The organism is Sneathiella marina (assembly GCF_023746535.1).
Lineage (GTDB): Bacteria > Pseudomonadota > Alphaproteobacteria > Sneathiellales > Sneathiellaceae > Sneathiella > Sneathiella marina.
The window spans coordinates 1390020-1410048 of sequence record NZ_CP098747.1; the positions used below are offsets into that span (position 1 = coordinate 1390020).

Here is a 20029-nt window from a genome sequence, read left to right on the forward strand (position 1 = left end):
ACGGTTATGTCGCACCAATATACAGCAGAGCTGCTGCGGGAGGCGTTACAATCGCGCCAAGGTATCACTGAAAAGAAAATGTTCGGTGGAATCTGCTTTTTAATGAACGGCAATATGCTGTGCGGGACGGGTGAGGATCGCGTGATGTTCCGTGTTGGTAAAGACCTGGAAGCCGAGGCGCGCGCCCGTCCCGGAGCAGAAACCATGGAGATGGGGGGCCGCAAAATGGGCGGCCTTGTCTGGGTTGATCTGGATGCCGCCGTTGAGACCGGCCTTGACAACTGGATCTCTCTCGCTAATAAATTCGTTGGTAGCCTACCCCCGAAATAGTTAATCTGAAACTTCAGGAAAACCCTCTAAATGATGGAAATTGCGGGACTTGTCTTCCCTCTGTTCGGGCTGATCCTGCTGGGATATATGGCCGCGCGGATCACCAAGCAACCCGAGGCGGCCATGGGCTGGCTCAGTACGTTCATTGTTTATGTATCGCTGCCCTGCCTGTTTTTCAAACTACTGTCCCAAACACCCGTGGAAAAACTGGCGTCCTGGGATTTCATCGGGATCAACCTGCTGGCGACCTTTTCCGTTTTCGTCATGGTCTTCGGCATATCCAAGGCGACCACGCGATCGACCACCCCAGAGGCGACGATACAGGGGCTGGCCGGGGCTTACGGGAATATCGGCTTTATGGGGCCGGGGATTGCCCTGTTGTCGTTTGGAGAACTGGCGGCGGTACCGCTCGCCCTGATTTTCTGCTTTGAAAATATCATGCATTTCACATTGGCGCCGACCCTGATGGCGTTTGCCAGCGGCAAGGCAAACAATATTGGCGGCCTGGTCTTCGAAATCGGCAAGAAAGTCCTTCTTCACCCCTTTATCCTCGCGACCATCGCCGGGGTATCCGCAGCCGTTATCGGCTTCACGCCGCCGACACCCATCGAAAGACTGATCGACTATCTGGCGCAAGCCGCCGCTCCGTGTGCGCTGTTTGCCATGGGCGTGACCTTGGCGCTACGGCCCTTGCGGCGCATCCCGGGTGAGCTTTCCTTTATCATTCCCTTCAATCTCGCGGTCCATCCGGTGCTGATGTATCTGGCCCTGAGCTGGTTTGGCAATTTTGATCCCATCTGGGTATATACGGCGGTGTTGCTGGCCGCCTTGCCGACAGCAACCAACGTCTTTGTCATCGCCCAGCAATATGGCGTCTGGATCGAACGCGCCTCCGCCACCATCCTGCTGTCCACCATGATCTCCGTCGTCTCCGTCACCGCCCTTATCTACGCCATCACCACCGGACTGATGCCCGCGGATCTGTTTCCGTAAGGTACCGATAAAAGGAAAAGTGAGAGTAGGTTTAACCCCATTCGAGGTATGGTTTGCAAACATCAAGTGAGAAGCCTGAAACGTCAAATAGGGTGGTCATAATATCTGGATGTTCCGGTGGTGGTAAGTCAACGCTGGTTCAGGCGCTTTGTGAACGAGGTTGGAATACCGTCGAGGAAGCGGGTCGGCAGGTTGTTCAGTCTGAACTGGCAAAGAATGGAAATGCCTTGCCATGGCGTGATCCGGCTGCTTTTGTTGCCCAAGCCGCAACCGTGAGTATCCGCCAAATCGACCAGGCGCTAACAGGCTCAAAAAAATCACTGATAATTTCAGACCGCTCGATCATCGATACCATTTCTTATCTCGAATTCTGTCACCTTGAAACTCCGGAAAAAATGCTGAACTGGCTTCAAATCCACCGGTATAATCTGACCGTGTTTTTTGTCCCTCCGTGGGAGTCAATATTTGCCTCCGATCAGGAGCGGCCAAAACCGTTCAAACAAGCAATTGCTGAATATGAACATTTAAAAAGAGCGTATCAATCGCTCGGCTATCAATTACTGGAAATCCCGCAATTGCCGGTCAAGAAACGGGTAGATTTTGTTGAACATCACCTACACCGTCTAGCGGAATAAATCTGTTGCAGAATCACGACAACAATTGCGCCCAATGCATTGTTTCGCTACAAGAAGCGCAAATGAATTTTGATTAATCGGAGGGGCGGCCCCCATGGCGTCTTATCAGTATATTTATGTGATGAACGGTCTGTCCAAGACCTATCCCGGCGGCAAGCAGGTTTTGAAGGATATCCGGCTGAGCTTCTTTCCCGGTGCCAAAATCGGCGTGTTGGGCCTGAACGGCTCGGGTAAATCGACCTTGTTGAAAATCATGGCCGGTATCGAGACGGAATTTAACGGCGAGGCCTGGTCCGCCGATGGCGTCAAAGTCGGCTATCTGGCGCAGGAACCGGAGCTGGATCCGGCAAAAGACGTGCTGGGGAATGTGATGGACGGCGTGCATGAGAAGAAAGCGCTGCTCGATCAGTTTAACGAGATTTCGGCCCGTTTTGCAGAAGAACTGACCGATGATGAGATGAATGACCTGATTGCCGAGCAAGGCGAGTTGCAGGAGCAGATTGACGCCCAGAACCTGTGGGACCTGGACCGCGAGGTTGACATCGCCATGGATGCGCTGCGCTGCCCGCCGGGGGACGCGGATGTGACCAAGTTATCGGGCGGGGAACGCCGCCGTGTGGCGCTGTGCCGATTGTTGCTATCGCAACCTGACATGTTGTTGCTCGATGAGCCGACCAACCATCTGGATGCGGAAAGTGTCGCCTGGCTGGAGCGGTTCCTGCATGACTATCCGGGAACCGTTGTTGCCGTTACCCATGATCGTTATTTCCTGGATAACGTGGCGGGCTGGATACTGGAGCTGGACCGCGGGCACGGCATTCCCTGGGAAGGTAACTATTCCAGCTGGCTGGAGCAGAAGGAAAAACGTCTGGCGCAGGAAGGTAAGTCTGAAGATGCCCGCCGCAAGACCCTGGATCGGGAGCTGGAATGGATCCGGCAGGGACCAAAAGGCCGTCAGTCAAAATCCAAGGCCCGGATCAGCGCCTATGAAGAGTTGCTTGGTCAGGAAAATGCCAGCCGCGCCGACAATATGCAGATTTACATTCCGGCCGGACAGCGGCTCGGCGATCTGGTGGTCGAGGCGGATAATGTATCCAAGGCGTTTGGCGACAAATTGCTGATCGAGGGATTGAACTTCAAACTTCCCGCGGGGGCAATCGTTGGTGTTATCGGCCCCAATGGCGCCGGTAAAACCACCCTGTTCAAGCTGCTAACTGCTCAGGAAGCACCGGATACGGGGGACTTCAAGGTTGGCCCGACCGTACAGCTGGGCTATGTGGACCAGGATCGCGACACGCTGGATGGCACCAAAACCGTCTGGGAGGAAATCTCCGAAGGCAACGAGATTATTGAGCTTGGCAAGAAGGAGATCAACAGCCGGGCCTATGTTTCGGGGTTCAATTTCAAAGGATCGGATCAGCAAAAGAAGGTGGGCCAGCTCTCGGGCGGGGAACGCAACCGGGTCAATCTGGCCAAGATGCTGAAAACCGGCAGTAACTTCCTGCTGCTGGATGAGCCGACCAATGACCTGGACGTGGATACCCTCCGCGCATTGGAGGAGGCGTTATTGCAGTTTGCTGGCTGCGCCGTGGTTATCAGCCATGATCGCTGGTTCCTCGATCGTATCGCCACCCATATCCTGGCCTATGAAGGCGACAGTCATGTGGAATGGTTCGAAGGGAACTTTGAAGCCTATGAGGAAGACAAGCGCCGCCGCCTGGGGAAAGAGGCCACCGAGCCCCACCGGATCAAATACAAACCCATCAGCCGGTAAGTGATCATGGGCACTCAAATGGGAGTTTTATTGTAAGAATATAAAACAATTTATTATTGTTGTAAAAATCGACTTGCGATATTGTTTTTGCGTTCAGGTTTGAAACGGGGGAATAGTTGGACAAAGCTGAAGCGAGATTAAGGGTACGGCAAATTGCCTCCTTCCGCTCGGAACTGGCGGAATTGGAAAAAAGCGATATTTTACGCCTGACCGATGAAAAAGCTGAGACCATCGGGAAATTTCACGCGCAAATTCTGAACGATATTGCCGAGGAATTTGATACAGATCTCAGCGACACAGAGGCCCAGCTGTCATGGGGAATGAAACTGGCGTCCACATGTGGTGCCGTGGCCCTGTCCATGGCCATCTTTATGTTCTTCAATTATTATTGGGACAATTTTTCCACCGGGCTGCAGGTGAGTTTGGCCGTTATCGCCCCTTTTCTGGCATGGGGAGTTACGGAGCTTGTTGCGAAACTCTATAGAGTTTCGTATTTCACGTCCCTCGCTGTTCTCGTGGCCATTGCCTGTTTCGTGATTGATATTTACATCGTTGGAGAGATTTACAACCTGTCACCATCTCCAACGCCGTTTTTGGCGTGGGGCTTATTCGGCCTCCTTTTGGCATTTAGACATGATTTGTCATTCGTATTGGCCCTGTCCGTGGCGAGTTTACTTGTCTTTGCCGGAGGTATTTTGACGACACTGCTCGGCTATTCCTGGTCGTTTAGTATTGTTCCGGAAGTATATCTACCCGGCTGTTTTGTGATATTGGCAACGCCCTTTCTCTTCCCGCATGGACTGGTTCGGGAGCAGCGTTCGACATTTCTGCTGGTCGGGATGCTTGGCATTTACGGGATACTGATGAGTTTGCTGTTTATGCCCTATAAAAGTCTTTTGCCCTTACCGGTCAGCAGCATTGAATGGGTTTATACAGTCATTTCACTGATTTTATCCTGCGCTTTAACATGGGCGTGCCTGCGTGCGAAATGGACCGTTGGATCGTATATTTCTGCGGGATTCCTAATACTTTATATATTGCAGAGATATTGTGACTGGTTTTGGAAAATCTGGCCAAGCTATCTTTTCTTTCTCGTTTTAGGGTTGTTCGCCATTTTTGCCATATTGATTTTACGCCGTGTCCGGTTTTCAGAAAGAAGGAGGCAGCGTGAAATTTCTTAAATTTTCTATGCCTTTGGCTGTGCTGTTGATCGCCAATATCTTCGTTTTTGGCGGCGTTTACTGGAACCAAAGTGGTACCCCAACTGGAACGATATATTTAAATGACTGTGGACTGGGCCAAAGGGGCGGGTATTTCTTGAGAAAACACGACCGCTTTCTAAGCCTCGCCATTGTTTCTGAACCGGTGACGGTAACCGGCCTCGAAGATCCGGACAGGGCCAAATATGGCACGCGGGAAAGAGCGTTGTCATCATATGTGTTGGTCCGGCAGGGTGGCCCTGAATGGGATAAATTTGTTGCAAGAGAAAAATCGAGACTAAAAACATTGGAGACGAGATCCAGTAAATTGATTTATACGGATAGCTCTCCAGACTTACAGGTGCTGATAGACAGGCAATCTAGCACCGACGGGGAGGCCATCCTGCGCGGAAGCATACGAAAGAGGCAAAATACATCCGAATTCTACCCCAGAGCCCTGACGACACAAATTTCCATAGACAGTAAATTTCGACAGCATTTCGAAGAAATTGCCAAATTGGAAAAGGCTCGCAAGGACAAGGCCAAAGATCCGCAATCCTGTGTGCCCCAGTTTGAAATCACGGTAAACTGGGGCCGGCGTTATGACCCGTGGATCAGTTCCGTCAGCAAGCTGTAACTTCTATGCGGCATGCTTGTCGACAATATACTTGACGGCGGGGCGGGCGAGCATGGCGGCGCGATGGGCCTTCATGACCGGGAAGTCGTTGATATCGACGCTGTCGCCTTCCATCCACTGGGTGATGGAGAACAGGTAAATATCCGCGATGCTATAATCCTCTCCCATAACCCAGGGGCCCTTGAACATCTCCGCCTCGATCAGGGCGAAGCATTCCTGCATATTACGGGTCACCTTGGCCTGCATGGCCTTGATGGCATGGCTGTCACTTTCATCCACCCAGCGTTTCCCGCGCATGCGGTGGGCGTGATTGACATGGGCCGTTGAGCACAGATAGCTGTTGAACGACTGAAGCTGTGCCAGATCAAAGATATCTGCAGGCGGCGGAAAGACATCGCTGCCAAAACGCTGGGCAATATACAGCAGGATTGCCGGGGTTTCCGTCAGAATGCCATGCTCGGTCACCAGCGACGGTACCCGGCCCTTTGGGTTGATTGCCAGATATTCAGGCAAGGTATGTTCCAAAATCGCGGAATTAAGTCTTATTCCCTCATAATTCACACCGGTTTCTTCAAGGGCGATATGGGAGGCGAGGGCAATGGACCCGGCATTATAAAAGAGTTTCAGCATCTATCTTTCTTTCCACCATCAGGGTTGGTCGTGATATGTGTTTATTGGCGCTATTATGGTCCGGGATTTTACAGCTGTCGCGTCAATAAATTGGCATTTAAATCCATTAAAGGAATATGTTAAGAATTTGCCGGTATTTTTACGCAAAATCACGAGGAAAAGTTGCCTAAATGGAAATAGAAGACACAGCCATAGCGGATGTAAAGATTCTAAGCCCGAAAAAATTCGGGGATCATCGCGGGTTTTTCTCCGAGGTCTGGAATGAACGGACATTGGCGGATGCCGGACTGGACCTTCGGTTTGTACAGGACAATCATGCTTTGAGCGCTGAGGCAGGCACATTGCGGGGGTTGCATTATCAGCTGGACCCGGCGGCGCAGGGCAAGCTGGTCCGTGTTGTTCGCGGTGCTGTCCTGGATGTGGCGGTGGATATCCGGGCCGGATCCCCGACTTTTGGCCAGCATGTGGCGGTTGAGCTGTCGGCGGATAACTGGCGGCAGCTTTGGGTGCCGCGCGGATTTGCCCATGGATACTGCACTTTGCAGCCGAACACTGAACTGGTTTACAAGGTCACGGATTACTATAGCCCGGACCATGATTGCGGTATTTTCTGGAATGACCCTGCCTTGGGGATCAAGTGGCCTGTGGCACCGGAAAAGGCGATCCTGTCCGAAAAAGATACGGTTTTGCCCCGGCTGCAAGATCAAACAAGATTATTCGATTTCGAGGGAAAGACATGACGGTTTTTGTAACAGGTGGTGCCGGATTTATCGGCTCGGCGTTGGCCCGCGATCTGGTCAGTCAGGGTGAACAGGATGTGGTGATTATCGACAAGCTGACATATGCCGGCAGTGTCGAGAGCCTGAAACCCGTCAGCAACAGCCCGCACTATCATTTCTCTAAGACGGATATTTGCGACCGCGACGCCATTGGCGCGCTGTTCGCAAAATACAAACCCACGGCGGTGTATCATCTGGCCGCAGAATCCCATGTGGACCGGTCCATTGACGGCCCGGCGGATTTTGTCCAGACCAACCTGGTCGGCACCTTCACCATGCTGGATGCGGCATATCATTACTGGCGCGACCTGCCCGAAGAGGGTCAGCAGAATTTCCGTTTCCTGCATGTCTCGACCGATGAGGTTTACGGGGAACTGGGCGCAACAGGCGAGTTTTCGGAAACCAGTGCCTATGACCCCAACTCTCCGTATTCGGCCAGCAAGGCGGGATCAGACCATCTGGCGCGCGCCTGGCACCGAACCTATGGATTACCGGTGCTGGTCACCAATTGCTCCAACAATTATGGCCCCTATCAGTTTCCCGAAAAGCTGTTGCCGGTTGTCATCCTGAATGCCTTGCAGGGCAAGGAGCTGCCGGTTTATGGCAAGGGCGAGAATATCCGGGACTGGCTGTATGTGGAGGATCACGCGAGCGCCCTGCAACAGGTGGTGGCGGAGGGTGTTGTTGGCGAGACCTATATGATCGGCGGCCGGGCCGAGCAAACCAATATCCACATGGTCCGGGCCATTTGCCGGATCATGGACAGGAAATTCCCGGATAAAGCCCCCCATGAGGACCTGATCCGCTATGTAACAGACCGTCCGGGGCATGACGCCCGCTATGCCGTCGACTGCACGAAAATAGAGAAGGAACTGGGCTGGGCGCAATCGCTCAACCTGGAGACAGGGCTTGAAAAGACTGTCGACTGGTACCTGGACAATCTCGACTGGGTCCGGGCCGTGTCCGAAGATTACACGCAGGAACGCTTGGGACTGGGCACTGAAAAAACATGAAATTTCTTGTAACAGGGGCGGGCGGGCAGGTCGGCAGCGCTCTTGGCCTTATGGGACCGCTTAACGGGCATGAGGTTATCCCCCTCGACCGGCAAACACTGGATATCACCGGCACAGCAGAGGTGCGCGCGGCGATATCCAATTATAACCCGGACGCCGTTATCAATACCGCCGCTTATACAGCCGTTGATAAAGCCCAAAGCGAGCCCGAACTGGCCCTGGCGATCAATGCGGCGGGCCCTGAAAATCTTGCGCTGGCCTGCGCGGATCTGGATATCCCGCTGTTGCATATCTCCACGGATTTTGTCTTCGATGGCAAGAAATCCGAGCCGTATTCAGAAACAGACCCCATCGGCCCGCTCAGTGTCTATGGCAGCAGCAAGGCGGAGGGTGAAGCGCGGGTTGCGGCCATTGGCGGAAAATTCCTGATCCTCCGGACCGCCTGGGTTTTCGGTGGTGAGCAGAATTTCGTCGCGACCATGCTGCGCCTTGGCGAGACCATGGAGGAGCTGAATATCGTCGATGATCAACGCGGCGGCCCGACGGCCAGCACTGATATTGCGGCGGCGCTCCTGAGCATGGCGGAGCAGGCAAACGCACCAGCATTTAGTGACTGGGGCATTTATCATTACAGCGGCGCACCGTCCTTAACCTGGTTCGGATTTGCGCAAGCGATCTTTGCCGGGCGCGACAAACCGGTCTTGCATCCCATTCCGACAAAAGACTATCCAACACCCGCAGCGCGCCCCAAAAACTCCGTGCTCGATTGTTCAAAGATCAAACGGGTATTTGATATTGACCAGCCGGACTGGCGCACGGCATTATCTCAACTGCTGACATAATTTTATTTCCAAAGGTAGGCATATGGCCCGGAGTGACTTTTCGTTTTTTTATGATTTTCGGGTGCGCTATTCGGAAATCGACGGGCAAGGCGTCGTCTTTAACGCCCATTATCTGACCTATTTCGATACAACCATCACGGAATATTTCCGTGAACTGGGGTTTGATTACCGAGCGTATGTGGCCCAGACCGGGCAGGATTTCCATCTGGTCAAGTCGTTGGTGAATTACGAAAAACCGATCCTGTTTGATGCGGATATCCAGGTTGGCTGTCGCGTATCCAACATTGGGTGGACCTCCATTACCTTCCTGCTGGAGATTTTTGGCAAAGGAGAGGACAGCCGGTATTGCACTGGGGAGATCATCTGGGTCAACACCGATCAGGCCACCCACAAAACAGCGCCCGTCAATGATGAAATCCGGGCACTCTTCGGCCATTCCGAGCTTGCCGCAACCTGATCATTTCGAAATGGAATCCTGACATGCCGTTTGCCGGACCAGATTTATCGACACCCGTTCAACTCTCCACATTGCTGCAAGCCGGTGTCGATGCTACGCCCGATGACGTCGCGATCGTCTCCGCGGAAATGAGCTGGACATGGCGTGAATTACAGTCTGTGGTGGATAACGTGGCGGCAAATCTTGTGTTAAAGGGATTGAGAACAGGGGATCGATTGGCCTGTCTCATGCCAAACCGAACGCATTTACTGATCCTGTATCTTGCCAGTTTTAAAGCGGGATTTGTGCTGGTGCCGCTTAATTATCGCTATACGCCGAGCGAGATTGACTATGCGCTGAATGTGAGCGGGGCCTCCTTGCTGGTGTATCACTCAGAGCGTGAGACTGATATTGCCGCCTCAAACTCTGTGCCCGATTTGCCACTGGGCCTTATTCCCTACCGCCCGTTAAAGGATACGGACGCCGGTTTCGAGGATTTATATTCTGAACCGGACAGCGCGGTTGTTTTCGATAAGTTTGACAAGACGGATCCGGCGGCCATCTTTTTTACATCCGGCAGCACCGGCAAACCCAAGGGCGTTACCCATAGCCATCAAAGTCTGGGCTGGATGTTCGCCGCTGTGGTCGGGGCCTGCGGACTAACCGCGAACGATGTCCTGCTTCCCGGATCCTCCATGTCCCATCTGGGCGGGTTCATGTTTTCCTTTGCCGCCCTGTCCGAGGGCGGTCGGGTAGTGATTGCCCGGGTTTATGACGCCACCGAAATACTCCCTCTCATGCGGCAGGAAAAACCGACCGTGCTTTGCATGTTACCGGCCACATTGATGGGACTGGTCCGTGACAAGTCCGCAAAAGAGGAAGACTTCAAATCCATCCGCCTCTGCCGCTGTGGCAGTGACAAGGTGCCCGAGGAGCTGGAAATCGAGTTTGAGGCGCTGACAGGCTATAAGGTTGATGAAGGGTACGGCATGTCGGAAGTCGGGCTGGCAGCCCTTAACCCGCCAGAAGGCCTGATTAAAATGGGGTCTATCGGCACGGCCAATCCCGGATATGAGATGTCGATCCGCGATGATCAGGGTGTCGAGGTGATGAACGGCACCATTGGCAATCTGTGGATGAAAACACCCAGCCTGATGACGGGCTATTGGAATAACCCCGAAGAAACAGACAATACTGTCCATGATGGCTGGATTGACAGCGGCGATATCATGCGGGCGGATGAGCAGGACTATCTATGGTTCTGCGGCCGGAAGAAACAAATCATCGTTCATGATGGATCCAATATCTTCCCGCAGGAAGTGGAAGAGGCCCTGATGGCGCATGACGCGGTATCCGCCGCCGGGGTGATCGGCTTACATGATCTTGTGCATGGTGAAAATGTCCGGGCCTATGTGGTGTTGCGGCCCGATCACGCCTTGCCGTCGGCCTTGGAACTGATCGAGTTTGCCCGGACCCGTATCGGCTATAAGGCACCGGAGGAAATTATATTCCTGTCCGAAATGCCGATAAATCCAACAGGCAAAATCGACCGCGTCCGCCTGAAAACCATGGCCGCCGCCCATCATTAAAGACGCAGAAGGCGCGAGATCTGAGCGGATCAGCCTTGTTTTTTCATATGGATATCTATGGATCCCGTGCAGCTGCCATCCTCTGCAATTAGGGAGAGCCGCTTGTCAGGCCGATCGAGGTCAAACCGTTCGGTCCATTTCCAGTTTCGGCCGCCGGAGGGAACATCGAACTTTAGGTCCAGATAGTCATCATCCATTTCTCCGGTTACATATAATGCTTTGCTATTTGTATAATATGTTTCCGATATCTCGCCGTTTTTCAACTGGAGAGTAAAATTCCAGTCGGCTGCTTTTGAACACCAGCTTGAATTTGATGATGTCGAGACATAGGACGCCGAAACAGTCCATTGACCCTTGGCGGAAAAGCTGTTTTTGGACGTGGTGGCTGTCGGGCTGGAAGCGGTATGAGAGCCGCCGCCTTGCTTTTTCATGACAATGTCGATCACACCGATACAGTTGGTCGCCGTGCTGGTTTCAGGTTCCGCAGTCAAGCGTACTTGCGGTTTATCAAGCTTGAGCCGTTCGGTGAAATTCCAGTTATTGCCGCCGGAGGGAACGGCAAAGGACAACTCCGAGACGTCCGAAGAATGCTCTCCGGTGACGTTTAGCTGGACGCCATCACTCCAGTATGTTTCCGAAATACCCCCGCGTTTGGAATAGTCCAGCTGGAAATCCCAGCTGCGTTGTTTCGAACACAGGGCTTGCGACAAGGCGGTGGGAGAATATGTCGCGGAGACATTCCAGATTCCCGCAGGATTAAATTCACCATCAGCTGTCGGCGTTGCCGCCGCTGTTGCGGCAGCGGCGGCTTTCGCCGGTGCCGGTGGCGGTGTGGCAGGCTGGCCCATCTGCACTTTAGTTGCCATATAATTCAGGCTTGACCCAATGCTGTTTTCCAGCTCGCGGACCCAGGCGTTGTAACTGCGATGAATTCGGGCGCCCTGGCTCAATAGCTCGCGGCTCGACACATAGTTGATGGCATATTGCCGGTTATTGAAAACAACATCGACAACGGCCTGATGCTTGCCTCGAACGTCAAGGGTCCCGCGCACGACACCGGGCTCCAGTTCCTGCATTTTCCATTTCTTCGATTTACCGGCAGCAATGATGCCTTCACCAATGACCGGCAGCGGTGTTTCGTTTAGACTCGCAGGTATGGCGATTTCGCTCGGGACGTAAATCGGTTGTATGCGGGGCTGGCAGGCGCTTACGACCATGACCGCCAGAACGAGGAAGATAAGGCGAGGGAGGGAATTCACAATATAGTTCCTCAGTAACAAACGGATTGATTTCTAATTACCGCAGAAAGATTAACAGACCATGTCACAAGACTGGAAGCGCAGCCTAAATATTAGTGTTTCAGCAAACAAAAAAGCAACGCTTTTGCAACAGATGCCGTGAAATTCGATTTAGTATTCAAGGGACCCTGCGCCTTTGTCTTTGAGGAACGCTCTCAATATTTCCGGCGACCTCAAGAATTATCCCTCATTGGCGTTTATCCATACTTACTTTGAGCTCTCCGCTGCAGGCCCGCCAAACATCACTAATAGAATAGGATTTTGTCGTAAAAACAGTCTTGCCCTTAGTCAACAGCAGCGGCTTTTTTGATTGCCAGTCACTGCCGCCCTTTGGCATGTCGAAGGACATCTGGACGCCACCTTTGGCCGGTTTAGCCGTTACATAAAGGGCGTAGGTATCATTCCAAATGGTTTCCGATTGCAGGCTGGATGTTACCAGCAGGTCAAAGTTCCATTGGATATCTGATGGACAGTATGAATCGTTCCCTTCCTGAAAAATATACTTTGCCGACACCGCCCACTTGCCGACGGGTGAAAAGGAATTGGGAGATTTCCGTTCCAATATCTTGTTTAAGGCTGTGACGGCAGCTTCTGCATATTTGCTTTCAGGATGGCCCTTCAGAAAAAGCCGCAATTCCTGTTCGTCATTATTGTCCTTGATAGCCAGCCAGGCGGCTTTTGCCGCCGCATCCTGATTGTCGACGGGAATAGTTGTCTCTCTGGTAATGGCTGCCGGTTGCTTTTTCAAATTGACCGTAAGTGTACCTCTACAATCAGAAGAGGACGAGGTGTCCGGGAGGGCAATAAAGGTTTTCTCTTTTTCATCAAGTTTGAAATGTTCCGTCCAATTCCAGTCGGAGCCACCATTTGGAACGTCAAAGTTCATCTCGATTTTCTCATCCGTAAACAGCCCGGAAACATAAATCGGTGATCGATCCTTCCAAGCTGTATGGGAAATTATACCTTTTTGTAGAGCCAGATCGAATTCCCACTTATTTGATTTTCTACAAAAACTCTGCCTCTGCGAACTTGCCTCATAAATAGCTGTAACTCTCCAGTTACCGGTGGGATAAAAAGGGGGCCGCGGTGTTGTTGATGCAATTGTGGTTTTTTGGTTGGGGTCATATTGCTTTCTCATAATAATATCTATGACGCCGAGGCAATTTGACGGCGAGCTGGTTTTAGGCTCAGAGGTCAATCTGACTTGCGGTTTGTCCAGGGCAAGTTGCCGTGTCCATTGCCAATTGTTGCCGCCTTGGGGAACTGAGAAATTTAACTCCGAATGGTCATCGGAATGCTCCCCGCTGATATTCAGCTGGACCCCATCACTCCAATAAGTATGTGAAATATCACCGCGCTTGCTGTAGTCCAGCTTGAAATTCCAATTTCGCTGTTTTGGGCAAAAGGACGCGCTCATGACCGTGGGCGTGTAAGTTGCATAGACATCCCAGATGCCCGCCGGATCGAAAGCGGTTTTGCTGGGGGCCGGGGCCACCGGCGTTCCAGAATTCTGAGGCGTGTTTTGGGCGGCTTGTTGCCGGGAGGAAATATAGTTCAGGTTGGAGCTAATGCCGCTTTCCAACTGACGTACCCAGGTATTATAGCTGCGATGGATGCGGGCGCCCTGGCTTAACAAGTTGCGGCTGGAGACGTAGTTTATGGTATAGGCCTTGTTGGTATAAACCACGTCGACAACGGCCTGGTGTTTATTCTGGACATCCAATGTCCCGCGGATCACGCCGGGTTCAATCTCCTTCATTTTCCAGCTTTTCGCCGCCCCGGCATCGAGAATTCCATCCCGGATAACCGAGAGCGGTGCCGTCTCCAGCCCCGGCGGCAGGGCGACGGAGCTGGGAACATAAATCGGCTGGATGCGGGGCTGGCAGGCGCTGATGAAAATAACAAACAAAATAAGGGAGGCGAGGCGGAACGGGATTTTCACAATAAGGGTCCTACGAAGATGGCATAGCGGTTAACCAACTACCGTAGAAGGATTAACAAACTATTTTTACGCGTGAATAAAACAATCCAGAGTTTATTCTCAATACACGCAGCAGGGCAACGCATTTTTTATTTATCTGAATATTTTATTAATAGCGCCGTTTACTCGAAAATTCCTATGAATGAAACGCAGCCTGAGGTCCTAGGTGATATCGGTCGGGGTATTTGACAGAATGTAGACGCCCACGGCCATCAGCAGGAAGGGGAGAATTTTTGGCGCGATTTTTGTCAGGACCTGGCGAAGTTTCGAGTAGGAAACAGCCCATTGCCCGGCAAAAATGATTAGGGCCGCCGTCACCAGAACACTGACGGACATCCACGGGACGAGGCTGGTTTTGGTATCCGCCAGAAGCGGGGCCAGCACACCGATGGAATCCCAGCTATGGGTGAGCATGATGACGGCAACGGCCCAGATCGTCCCTTTGCTTTTGTCCAGATTGACGGGGGTATCGTCGGCGGGCGACTGTTTTTTGGTGATCAACTGATACAATTCATAGGCCCCGATACTAAGCGGGACCAGTCCGATCAGCGGAATATACCGGGTCGGGATCAGCTGGGCGCTCTGGGCGAGGACGAGGGCGATTACCAGCATCATGACAACAGCAAGCATAAAACCGATGCGGACTTGCACCGCGCCGTATTTGGGATGCACTGACAATGTCACCAGCAGGAAAAGATTATCTATGCTAGTGGAGAGAAATGCCATGAAGCTGACAGAAACGGCCAGAAAGATTTCGTCCAATTTTGTTAGTCCCGTTGTTGCGCTATTGCCCTGTATCGCACATTAATTCCTAATCCTGCCGTTCGGCTTGACCCAAATGAAACAGGCAATCCCCGCGCACGACCCGCGCCGGTACCCGCTTCGCCAAAATCACACCATCAGTATCGAAAAACAGCTCGACCGGGGGCCGGCCTGGGGTCTCGGTTTGATGGATCAGGGCCGCGGGCTGTCCGGCTTTGACATCCTCACCGGGATCTGCCAACGGCTCGAACACCCCCGCTTCCGTCGCAAACACGGACCCTTCCTCCAGAAACGCCCGGGAGCGCCCGGCTGCGGCCTGTGGTGCGGAGGCGAGCGCGCCGATACATTTGAGAGAGCGTTTCAGCCCGTCCCCGGCGTCACGGGCCAACCCCTTGGTGACGGCGCCACCACCGGCGAGCTCCGTGAGAATACTGCACACCCCTTTGCGAAACGCCGCTGCCGACGAGAAACCGCCGATTTCATCCCGTTCGAAATACAACGTGTAGGGCAGGCCAAAGGCCTTTTCAACTGCCTGTTTTTCAGCCAGATGGGGGTCTTCGCCATACAGGGAAATCAGCAACGTGGGCTTGTACAGCAAAGAGCTGCCGCCGGAATGCAGGTCAAACAGATAGTCAGCCCGTTCCAGCAGGGTCTCCTCGATATAATGGGCAATTTGCTGTGTTGGTGTCCCCGTCGGGCTGCCGGGAAAGGAGCGATTGAGGTTGCCCTGATCGAGGGGCGAGGTACGCAAACCCGCCTCTGCTGCCGGGAAGTTGGACATGGGCAGGAAAATCAACTGCCCCGTTACCTCTTCAACCGGCAAAGTCCGGATCATTTCAGACAGGATGACCTGGCCCTCATATTCGTCGCCATGATTACCTGCCATCAACAATACCGTCGGACCTGCACCATTTTTAATACTGGCAATGGGGATCGGGATAAAGCCATAGGCAGAGCGATGAACGGAATGCAGCAACTGAAGGTAGCCCTGCTGAACGCCGTCAGCATCGAAATCTATTGTACTGGTTATAAGAGAGGACATGTCACCTCATGGTAATCTGGATTGTGAGCCCAAGTTCCGGGCTCGATATGTCAATATTTGCCACGGACGGGCCGGAAATACCAGTGAAGATGTGACAGGAATTGAAATAGAGCCGGGCCGGTGATTACTGATTTTTGGTATCCCGCCTGAACAACGCCCATTCTTCCATAACGCTGCCATCGGGCAAATGGCAGTATCCAACCTGACCCGCGGCTTCCGTGACAATTTTAACGGTGCCGCCTTTTTCCGCGCAATGCACCGATGCGGGGTTGGCCAATGTGGTTTTCGGTTCCTCTTCTTCGGGCAGGCATGCCATCAGGGGAAGGACTAAAATCAGGGATAGAATTCTCATTATCTTGACCTCAATAAAAATTAAATACACGCAAATAAAGAAAAAATCTTTAATACTATCTACAGAATCCTCATATTGTTTATTTACTGTTCCATAGTTATTGTTTTTACAGCATAAATAATTAGGGAAAAAAATAGCATGCCAATCACCGGACCCAAACTGGAAAAACCGGTTAATTTCCAGAATATTTTTCAGTCCAGCCTGCAAATAAAACCCGATGAGATTGCGTTGGTGTCCCTGCGGAATAGATTGACATGGCGCGAGCTGGAAACAAAGAGTGATACATTGGCGCGCAGCCTGCTCGCCGTTGGCTTGGTTCCAGGTGATCGTGTCGCTTCCCTGATGCCCAATCGATGGGAGCTTGTGATCCTGTATCTTGCCTGTCTGAAATCGGGATTGGTTGCGACCCCACTTAATTATCGGTATATGGCGCCGGAAATTGATCATGCGCTGGACGTGAGCGGCGCCAGGATTTTAATTGCCCATGCGGAGCGAGAGGCGGATCTGGCTGAATCCAACCTAGTGACGTCACTACCGTTTGGGGTAATTGGATATGCGGCTGAAGACCATCGCGAGCCAAATCTGGAACAAATGATCGAGACCAGCCCGGCAAATATTGACCTTCCGGCAATTGATATTTCGGCGCCGCTGGCAATCTTTTTTACCTCCGGCAGTACGGGCAAGCCGAAAGGCGTGATCCATACTGTGGAAACCTTTAGCTGGATGTGTTCAAGTCTTGTGAGTGCGGTGGAAATCCGCTCCGATGATGTGGTGCTTCCCGGATCCTCCATCTCCCATGTGGGCGGTTTTATGTGGTTCTTTGCCTGTTTGTCCCTCGGCACACAGCTCATCGTCGCGCGATCCTTCGACGGTGACGAAATGCTGCCAATTCTGCGCGATTTCAAGCCAACGATTTTATCCATGATCCCGGCGGCCTTGTTTGAGCTGATCCGCGATCGTCACGGTATCCATGACGATTTCGCGTCCCTGCGCCTTTGCGTTTCCGGCGGTGACAAGATTTCCAGCGTGCTTGAACATGAATTTATGGAAAAAGCCGGTATCATCGTCTCGGAACTATTTGGCATGACGGAAATCGGGTGTTCGCATTTCAATCATGACAAATCGCTGCATCACTTGGGTTCAGTCGGGACTGTTGCCGATGGGTTTGAGGTAATCCTGCGCGATGATGAGGATAAGGAAGCTGCCTTGGGCGAGCCGGGGCGGCTGTGGGTGCGGGCGAACTGCACAACAGCCGGCTACTGGAACAATGAGCAAGCCACCAATGAAGCCTATGATGACGGATGGTTTGATACGGGCGATATCATGAAGCTTGATCAGGATGGATATTATTGGTTCTGCGGCCGCAAGAAACAGATCATCGTTCATAACGGATCCAATATCTGCCCGCAGGAAGTCGAGGAGGCGCTGCAGGGTCATGCAGCGGTCGAGCATGCGGGCGTTGTTGGCATCCATGATCTGGTGCATGGCGAAAATGTCATTGCCTATATTACACTGCAGGCGGAGGCGGCAATGCCCTCTCTTGCGGATATTATTGCGTTTAGTAAAAAACGGGTGGGCTATAAGGCACCGGAAGAAATCGTTATTCTCGATGAAATGCCGTTTAACGCGACGGGGAAAGTTGACCGTGTTACCCTGAAGAAGCACGCCGAAGAGGCGCATCGCGTCGACGTCGATGTAACAGCATGACCGCTCCGTCCTTTTATCAGGGGCTATTCTTCGGGTTTATCGCGGCTTTCTTCTGGGGAACCCACAGTGTCATTGTGCGGTTTTTGACAAACGATCTGGGGGGATTGGCAATTGCCTGCATTCGTCTGTATATCGCCGCCATTTGCCTTGGGTTGTTTCTGAAAATTCGCGGCTATCCAATCCGCGTTGATGTGCGAAGCCCGGTATTCTGGTGGACGACCGTCGCTGCAACGGTAAATTTCGTGTTTTTCCATGTCGGGCTTGAATATACCGATGCACATAGTGCGATATTATTGGAGAATACGGCACCAATCTTCGTCATTATCGGCATGTTCCTGATTTGGCGATGGAAAATCAGATGGGCCGAGATATGTGCCGTGGCGCTGGTGGTTTTCGGGGCCTATTACACGGTGCGGGAGAGTTTCGGCACTGGCGGGGATATTGTCATCGGGGATATCATGGAAATTGTCGCCGGTTTGGTTTGGGCGGTTTTTATTGTTGGCAGCAGCCGGGCGCTGAGCACAAGTTCCAGTATCAATGAGCGGGTTAATTTTCTGTTCGGCGTGTTTCTGGTGTCGGCCATACTGATGACGCCGTTTTTGTTTTTCTCAACCTATCACGTGACCCTGTTTGATGGTGTTCTGCTGGTTTTACTTGGAGTATTCCCCACAGCCTTTGCCTTTATTTTCTGGTACGAGGCGGCGGCACGGGTGTCAACGGTGACGGCAGCACTTCTGTTCAGCCTGTCGATTATCTTCACATTTATTTTTGCCGCCATATTTCTGGGGGAAGAAATTCGTCCCGATATGATGATCGGCGGGGCGCTTATAATTCTAGGGGTTGGAATATCGAAATTTTCGTCACCGCAATCGGCGGCGAAAAAAACCTAGCCTCTCCCGCAGGAAAGGCCAGGTCATTATTTTTAGCCGTTAAGCGGCTTTATTTTCAATCAATTTGCCATTGGAAATTTCGATTGTCCGGGGTTTCAGGGCTTCCGGAATTTCCCGGACCAGATCAATATGAAGCAGTCCGTTTTCCATTTCGGCACCAACCACCTGGATGGTTTCCGCCAACTCAAAATTCTGGTTGAAGGACCGGGCGGCGAGGCCGCGATGCAGATATTCTGCTTCGTCTTTGTCCTTGGCCGATTTGCCGGTTACCTTCAGCGAGTTCTGGTTTGCCGTGATCTCGATTTCATTTTCCGCAAATCCGGCAACCGCCATGGTGATCCGGTAGTTATCCGCATCTTTCTTGACGATATTATAGGGAGGGAAACTGGTATCGGTCGACGCGCGCTCTAGCCCGCGAAAGAGATGCTCGATGCGGTCAAATCCTACGGAAGAACGCAAAAGAGGTGAAAAATCATATGTACGCATTGTCATATTCTCCTAAAGAAGCAATATAATTTGTTTCGCCATTATTGGCCGAAACAGTCTTTATCAGACCCGATAACGGCGCCTGACAGACCCTATATGTGGTCAAAAAAAGGGGAATCAAGCCTTGTGAAGATGGAAAATTAACTTTTTTGATCTAGTTTATTTAAGGAATCAGGTGAACTTTCCGCGGGAATTATTGAATGAGTACAGGTCACGAAGAGGAAACGGTGCCCGCCATCGGCACGATATTTTTCTCCTCCACCTATGATGAGGCATTGGCCCTGACCCGCGAGGCCCGTGCGTATCTCGCCGGACCCGGGCAGGAGGCTGTTCAGGAGCTGTCATCGGAGCAGAGTTTCGGCTATGCAACGGAATCACTGCGGATGACCACGCGCCTGACCGAAGCCATGTCCTGGCTGTTTTTTCAGCGGGCGGTGCAAGCGGGTGAAATCACGGCGGAAGAAGCCCAAGACAAGGACTGTCATCTTCAGCATGCTGATGTGTGTTTACCCGACATAGAAAGGGATGTTTCCGAGCTGCCCGAGGGGCTGGTGTCGTTGCTGGGACGGACTGAGCATCTGTACCGCCGTATAGCCCGTCTTGATCAGATGGCGATCCATGCCTATGAACGGGCCCGATCCTAGGCTCATAAAA

22 protein-coding genes are annotated in these 20029 nt (G+C 52.3%); 15 read left to right on the plus strand and 7 right to left on the minus strand.

Annotated features, from left to right (window positions below; genetic code table 11):
• Nucleotides 1-6 precede the first annotated feature (6 nt).
• The 6 genes from NBZ79_RS06645 (at nt 7) to NBZ79_RS06670 (ending at nt 5568) form a co-directional block, all read left to right on the plus strand.
• Nucleotides 7-330, plus strand: a complete 324-nt coding sequence (locus tag NBZ79_RS06645) for a TfoX/Sxy family protein (RefSeq protein ID WP_251936635.1) — start codon at nt 7-9, stop codon at nt 328-330.
• 30 nt (nt 331-360) lie between these two features.
• Nucleotides 361-1323, plus strand: coding sequence for an AEC family transporter (locus tag NBZ79_RS06650; RefSeq protein ID WP_251936638.1), 963 nt, complete (start codon nt 361-363; stop codon nt 1321-1323).
• A gap of 53 nt (nt 1324-1376) precedes the next feature.
• Nucleotides 1377-1958, plus strand: a complete 582-nt coding sequence (locus tag NBZ79_RS06655) for an AAA family ATPase (RefSeq protein ID WP_251936640.1) — start codon at nt 1377-1379, stop codon at nt 1956-1958.
• 94 nt (nt 1959-2052) lie between these two features.
• Entirely contained in the window at nt 2053-3732 is a 1680-nt protein-coding gene (gene ettA, locus NBZ79_RS06660; RefSeq protein WP_251936642.1) for an energy-dependent translational throttle protein EttA, read from the plus strand.
• Between the two features lie 116 nt (nt 3733-3848).
• A complete protein-coding gene (locus NBZ79_RS06665) occupies nt 3849-4913 on the plus strand; it encodes a DUF2157 domain-containing protein (protein ID WP_251936644.1) in 1065 nt (354 codons plus the stop codon).
• On the plus strand, nt 4900-5568 hold the full coding sequence (locus tag NBZ79_RS06670; protein WP_251936646.1) for a DUF4824 family protein: 669 nt from the start codon (nt 4900-4902) through the stop codon (nt 5566-5568). The genes NBZ79_RS06665 and NBZ79_RS06670 overlap by 14 nt, the downstream gene beginning before the upstream one ends.
• A 3-nt stretch (nt 5569-5571) precedes the next feature.
• Here NBZ79_RS06670 and NBZ79_RS06675 read toward each other — a convergent pair whose 3' ends face one another.
• The gene (locus NBZ79_RS06675; protein WP_251936647.1) at nt 5572-6198 is read right to left on the minus strand and encodes a glutathione S-transferase family protein; all 627 of its coding nucleotides are present in this window, start codon (nt 6196-6198) and stop codon (nt 5572-5574) included.
• Nucleotides 6199-6368: 170 nt separating this feature from the next.
• Here NBZ79_RS06675 and rfbC point away from each other — a divergent pair, with 170 nt between their 5' ends.
• Genes rfbC through NBZ79_RS06700 form a run of 5 tightly spaced genes read left to right on the plus strand, consistent with a single transcriptional unit; the run spans nt 6369 to nt 10857 of the window.
• A complete protein-coding gene (gene rfbC / locus NBZ79_RS06680; protein WP_251936649.1) occupies nt 6369-6938 on the plus strand; it encodes a dTDP-4-dehydrorhamnose 3,5-epimerase in 570 nt (189 codons plus the stop codon).
• Nucleotides 6935-7990 (plus strand): dTDP-glucose 4,6-dehydratase, encoded by a 1056-nt coding sequence (gene rfbB / locus NBZ79_RS06685; protein WP_251936651.1) that lies wholly within the window; start codon nt 6935-6937, stop codon nt 7988-7990. The genes rfbC and rfbB overlap by 4 nt, the downstream gene beginning before the upstream one ends.
• Nucleotides 7987-8832, plus strand: a complete 846-nt coding sequence (gene rfbD, locus NBZ79_RS06690; RefSeq protein ID WP_251936653.1) for a dTDP-4-dehydrorhamnose reductase — start codon at nt 7987-7989, stop codon at nt 8830-8832. Before rfbB ends, rfbD begins: the two co-directional genes overlap by 4 nt.
• Nucleotides 8833-8854: 22 nt before the next feature.
• The gene (locus NBZ79_RS06695) at nt 8855-9289 is read left to right on the plus strand and encodes an acyl-CoA thioesterase (protein ID WP_251936655.1); all 435 of its coding nucleotides are present in this window, start codon (nt 8855-8857) and stop codon (nt 9287-9289) included.
• Nucleotides 9290-9312: 23 nt separating this feature from the next.
• Nucleotides 9313-10857 carry a class I adenylate-forming enzyme family protein gene (locus tag NBZ79_RS06700; RefSeq protein ID WP_251936657.1) on the plus strand — a complete coding sequence of 515 codons (1545 nt, stop codon included), beginning with the start codon at nt 9313-9315 and terminating at the stop codon, nt 10855-10857.
• 29 nt (nt 10858-10886) lie between these two features.
• Here the strand turns inward: NBZ79_RS06700 and NBZ79_RS06705 are convergent, their stop codons facing one another.
• From NBZ79_RS06705 to NBZ79_RS06720, 4 genes are all read right to left on the minus strand, one after another.
• The gene (locus NBZ79_RS06705; protein ID WP_251936660.1) at nt 10887-12116 is read right to left on the minus strand and encodes a hypothetical protein; all 1230 of its coding nucleotides are present in this window, start codon (nt 12114-12116) and stop codon (nt 10887-10889) included.
• 226 nt (nt 12117-12342) lie between these two features.
• The gene (locus NBZ79_RS06710) at nt 12343-14097 is read right to left on the minus strand and encodes a hypothetical protein (RefSeq protein WP_251936662.1); all 1755 of its coding nucleotides are present in this window, start codon (nt 14095-14097) and stop codon (nt 12343-12345) included.
• Nucleotides 14098-14298: 201 nt separating this feature from the next.
• Nucleotides 14299-14898, minus strand: coding sequence for a cadmium resistance transporter (locus NBZ79_RS06715; RefSeq protein ID WP_251936665.1), 600 nt, complete (start codon nt 14896-14898; stop codon nt 14299-14301).
• A gap of 49 nt (nt 14899-14947) precedes the next feature.
• Entirely contained in the window at nt 14948-15940 is a 993-nt protein-coding gene (locus tag NBZ79_RS06720) for a succinylglutamate desuccinylase/aspartoacylase family protein (protein WP_251936667.1), read from the minus strand.
• Between NBZ79_RS06720 and NBZ79_RS19550 the strand changes: the two genes are divergently transcribed.
• Nucleotides 15939-16064 (plus strand): hypothetical protein, encoded by a 126-nt coding sequence (locus NBZ79_RS19550; RefSeq protein ID WP_256470313.1) that lies wholly within the window; start codon nt 15939-15941, stop codon nt 16062-16064. The genes NBZ79_RS06720 and NBZ79_RS19550 overlap by 2 nt on opposite strands.
• Here NBZ79_RS19550 and NBZ79_RS06725 read toward each other — a convergent pair whose 3' ends face one another.
• Complete coding sequence (locus NBZ79_RS06725) at nt 16065-16292, minus strand: putative hemolysin (RefSeq protein ID WP_251936668.1); 228 nt, start codon at nt 16290-16292, stop codon at nt 16065-16067. It lies immediately after the preceding gene.
• A gap of 138 nt (nt 16293-16430) precedes the next feature.
• On the opposite strand from NBZ79_RS06725, the gene NBZ79_RS06730 reads away from it, so the two are divergent.
• Together NBZ79_RS06730 and NBZ79_RS06735 are read left to right on the plus strand one after the other, a co-directional pair.
• Nucleotides 16431-17999, plus strand: a complete 1569-nt coding sequence (locus tag NBZ79_RS06730) for a class I adenylate-forming enzyme family protein (protein WP_251936669.1) — start codon at nt 16431-16433, stop codon at nt 17997-17999.
• Nucleotides 17996-18889, plus strand: coding sequence for a DMT family transporter (locus NBZ79_RS06735; protein WP_251936671.1), 894 nt, complete (start codon nt 17996-17998; stop codon nt 18887-18889). Before NBZ79_RS06730 ends, NBZ79_RS06735 begins: the two co-directional genes overlap by 4 nt.
• A gap of 39 nt (nt 18890-18928) precedes the next feature.
• On the opposite strand, the gene NBZ79_RS06740 is transcribed toward NBZ79_RS06735, so the two are convergent.
• Nucleotides 18929-19375 carry an Hsp20 family protein gene (locus tag NBZ79_RS06740; protein WP_251936673.1) on the minus strand — a complete coding sequence of 149 codons (447 nt, stop codon included), beginning with the start codon at nt 19373-19375 and terminating at the stop codon, nt 18929-18931.
• A 200-nt stretch (nt 19376-19575) separates the two neighbouring features.
• On the opposite strand from NBZ79_RS06740, the gene NBZ79_RS06745 reads away from it, so the two are divergent.
• Nucleotides 19576-20019: a DUF1465 family protein gene (locus NBZ79_RS06745; RefSeq protein WP_251936674.1), complete on the plus strand. Its 444-nt coding sequence runs from the start codon at nt 19576-19578 to the stop codon at nt 20017-20019.
• Nucleotides 20020-20029 lie beyond the last annotated feature (10 nt).

Coding starts and splice junctions, on each gene's coding strand:
- NBZ79_RS06650 (WP_251936638.1), top strand. CDS start 361: ATGATGGAAATTGCGGGACTTGTCTTCCCTCTGTTCGGGCTGATCCTG.
- NBZ79_RS06735 (WP_251936671.1), top strand. CDS start 17,996: ATGACCGCTCCGTCCTTTTATCAGGGGCTATTCTTCGGGTTTATCGCG.
- NBZ79_RS06720 (WP_251936667.1), bottom strand. CDS start 15,940: ATGTCCTCTCTTATAACCAGTACAATAGATTTCGATGCTGACGGCGTT.
- NBZ79_RS06740 (WP_251936673.1), bottom strand. CDS start 19,375: ATGCGTACATATGATTTTTCACCTCTTTTGCGTTCTTCCGTAGGATTT.
- rfbC (WP_251936649.1), top strand. CDS start 6,369: ATGGAAATAGAAGACACAGCCATAGCGGATGTAAAGATTCTAAGCCCG.
- NBZ79_RS06730 (WP_251936669.1), top strand. CDS start 16,431: ATGCCAATCACCGGACCCAAACTGGAAAAACCGGTTAATTTCCAGAAT.
- NBZ79_RS06700 (WP_251936657.1), top strand. CDS start 9,313: ATGCCGTTTGCCGGACCAGATTTATCGACACCCGTTCAACTCTCCACA.
- NBZ79_RS06745 (WP_251936674.1), top strand. CDS start 19,576: ATGAGTACAGGTCACGAAGAGGAAACGGTGCCCGCCATCGGCACGATA.
- NBZ79_RS06725 (WP_251936668.1), bottom strand. CDS start 16,292: ATGAGAATTCTATCCCTGATTTTAGTCCTTCCCCTGATGGCATGCCTG.
- NBZ79_RS19550 (WP_256470313.1), top strand. CDS start 15,939: ATGTCACCTCATGGTAATCTGGATTGTGAGCCCAAGTTCCGGGCTCGA.
- ettA (WP_251936642.1), top strand. CDS start 2,053: ATGGCGTCTTATCAGTATATTTATGTGATGAACGGTCTGTCCAAGACC.
- rfbB (WP_251936651.1), top strand. CDS start 6,935: ATGACGGTTTTTGTAACAGGTGGTGCCGGATTTATCGGCTCGGCGTTG.
- NBZ79_RS06695 (WP_251936655.1), top strand. CDS start 8,855: ATGGCCCGGAGTGACTTTTCGTTTTTTTATGATTTTCGGGTGCGCTAT.
- rfbD (WP_251936653.1), top strand. CDS start 7,987: ATGAAATTTCTTGTAACAGGGGCGGGCGGGCAGGTCGGCAGCGCTCTT.
- NBZ79_RS06675 (WP_251936647.1), bottom strand. CDS start 6,198: ATGCTGAAACTCTTTTATAATGCCGGGTCCATTGCCCTCGCCTCCCAT.
- NBZ79_RS06645 (WP_251936635.1), top strand. CDS start 7: ATGTCGCACCAATATACAGCAGAGCTGCTGCGGGAGGCGTTACAATCG.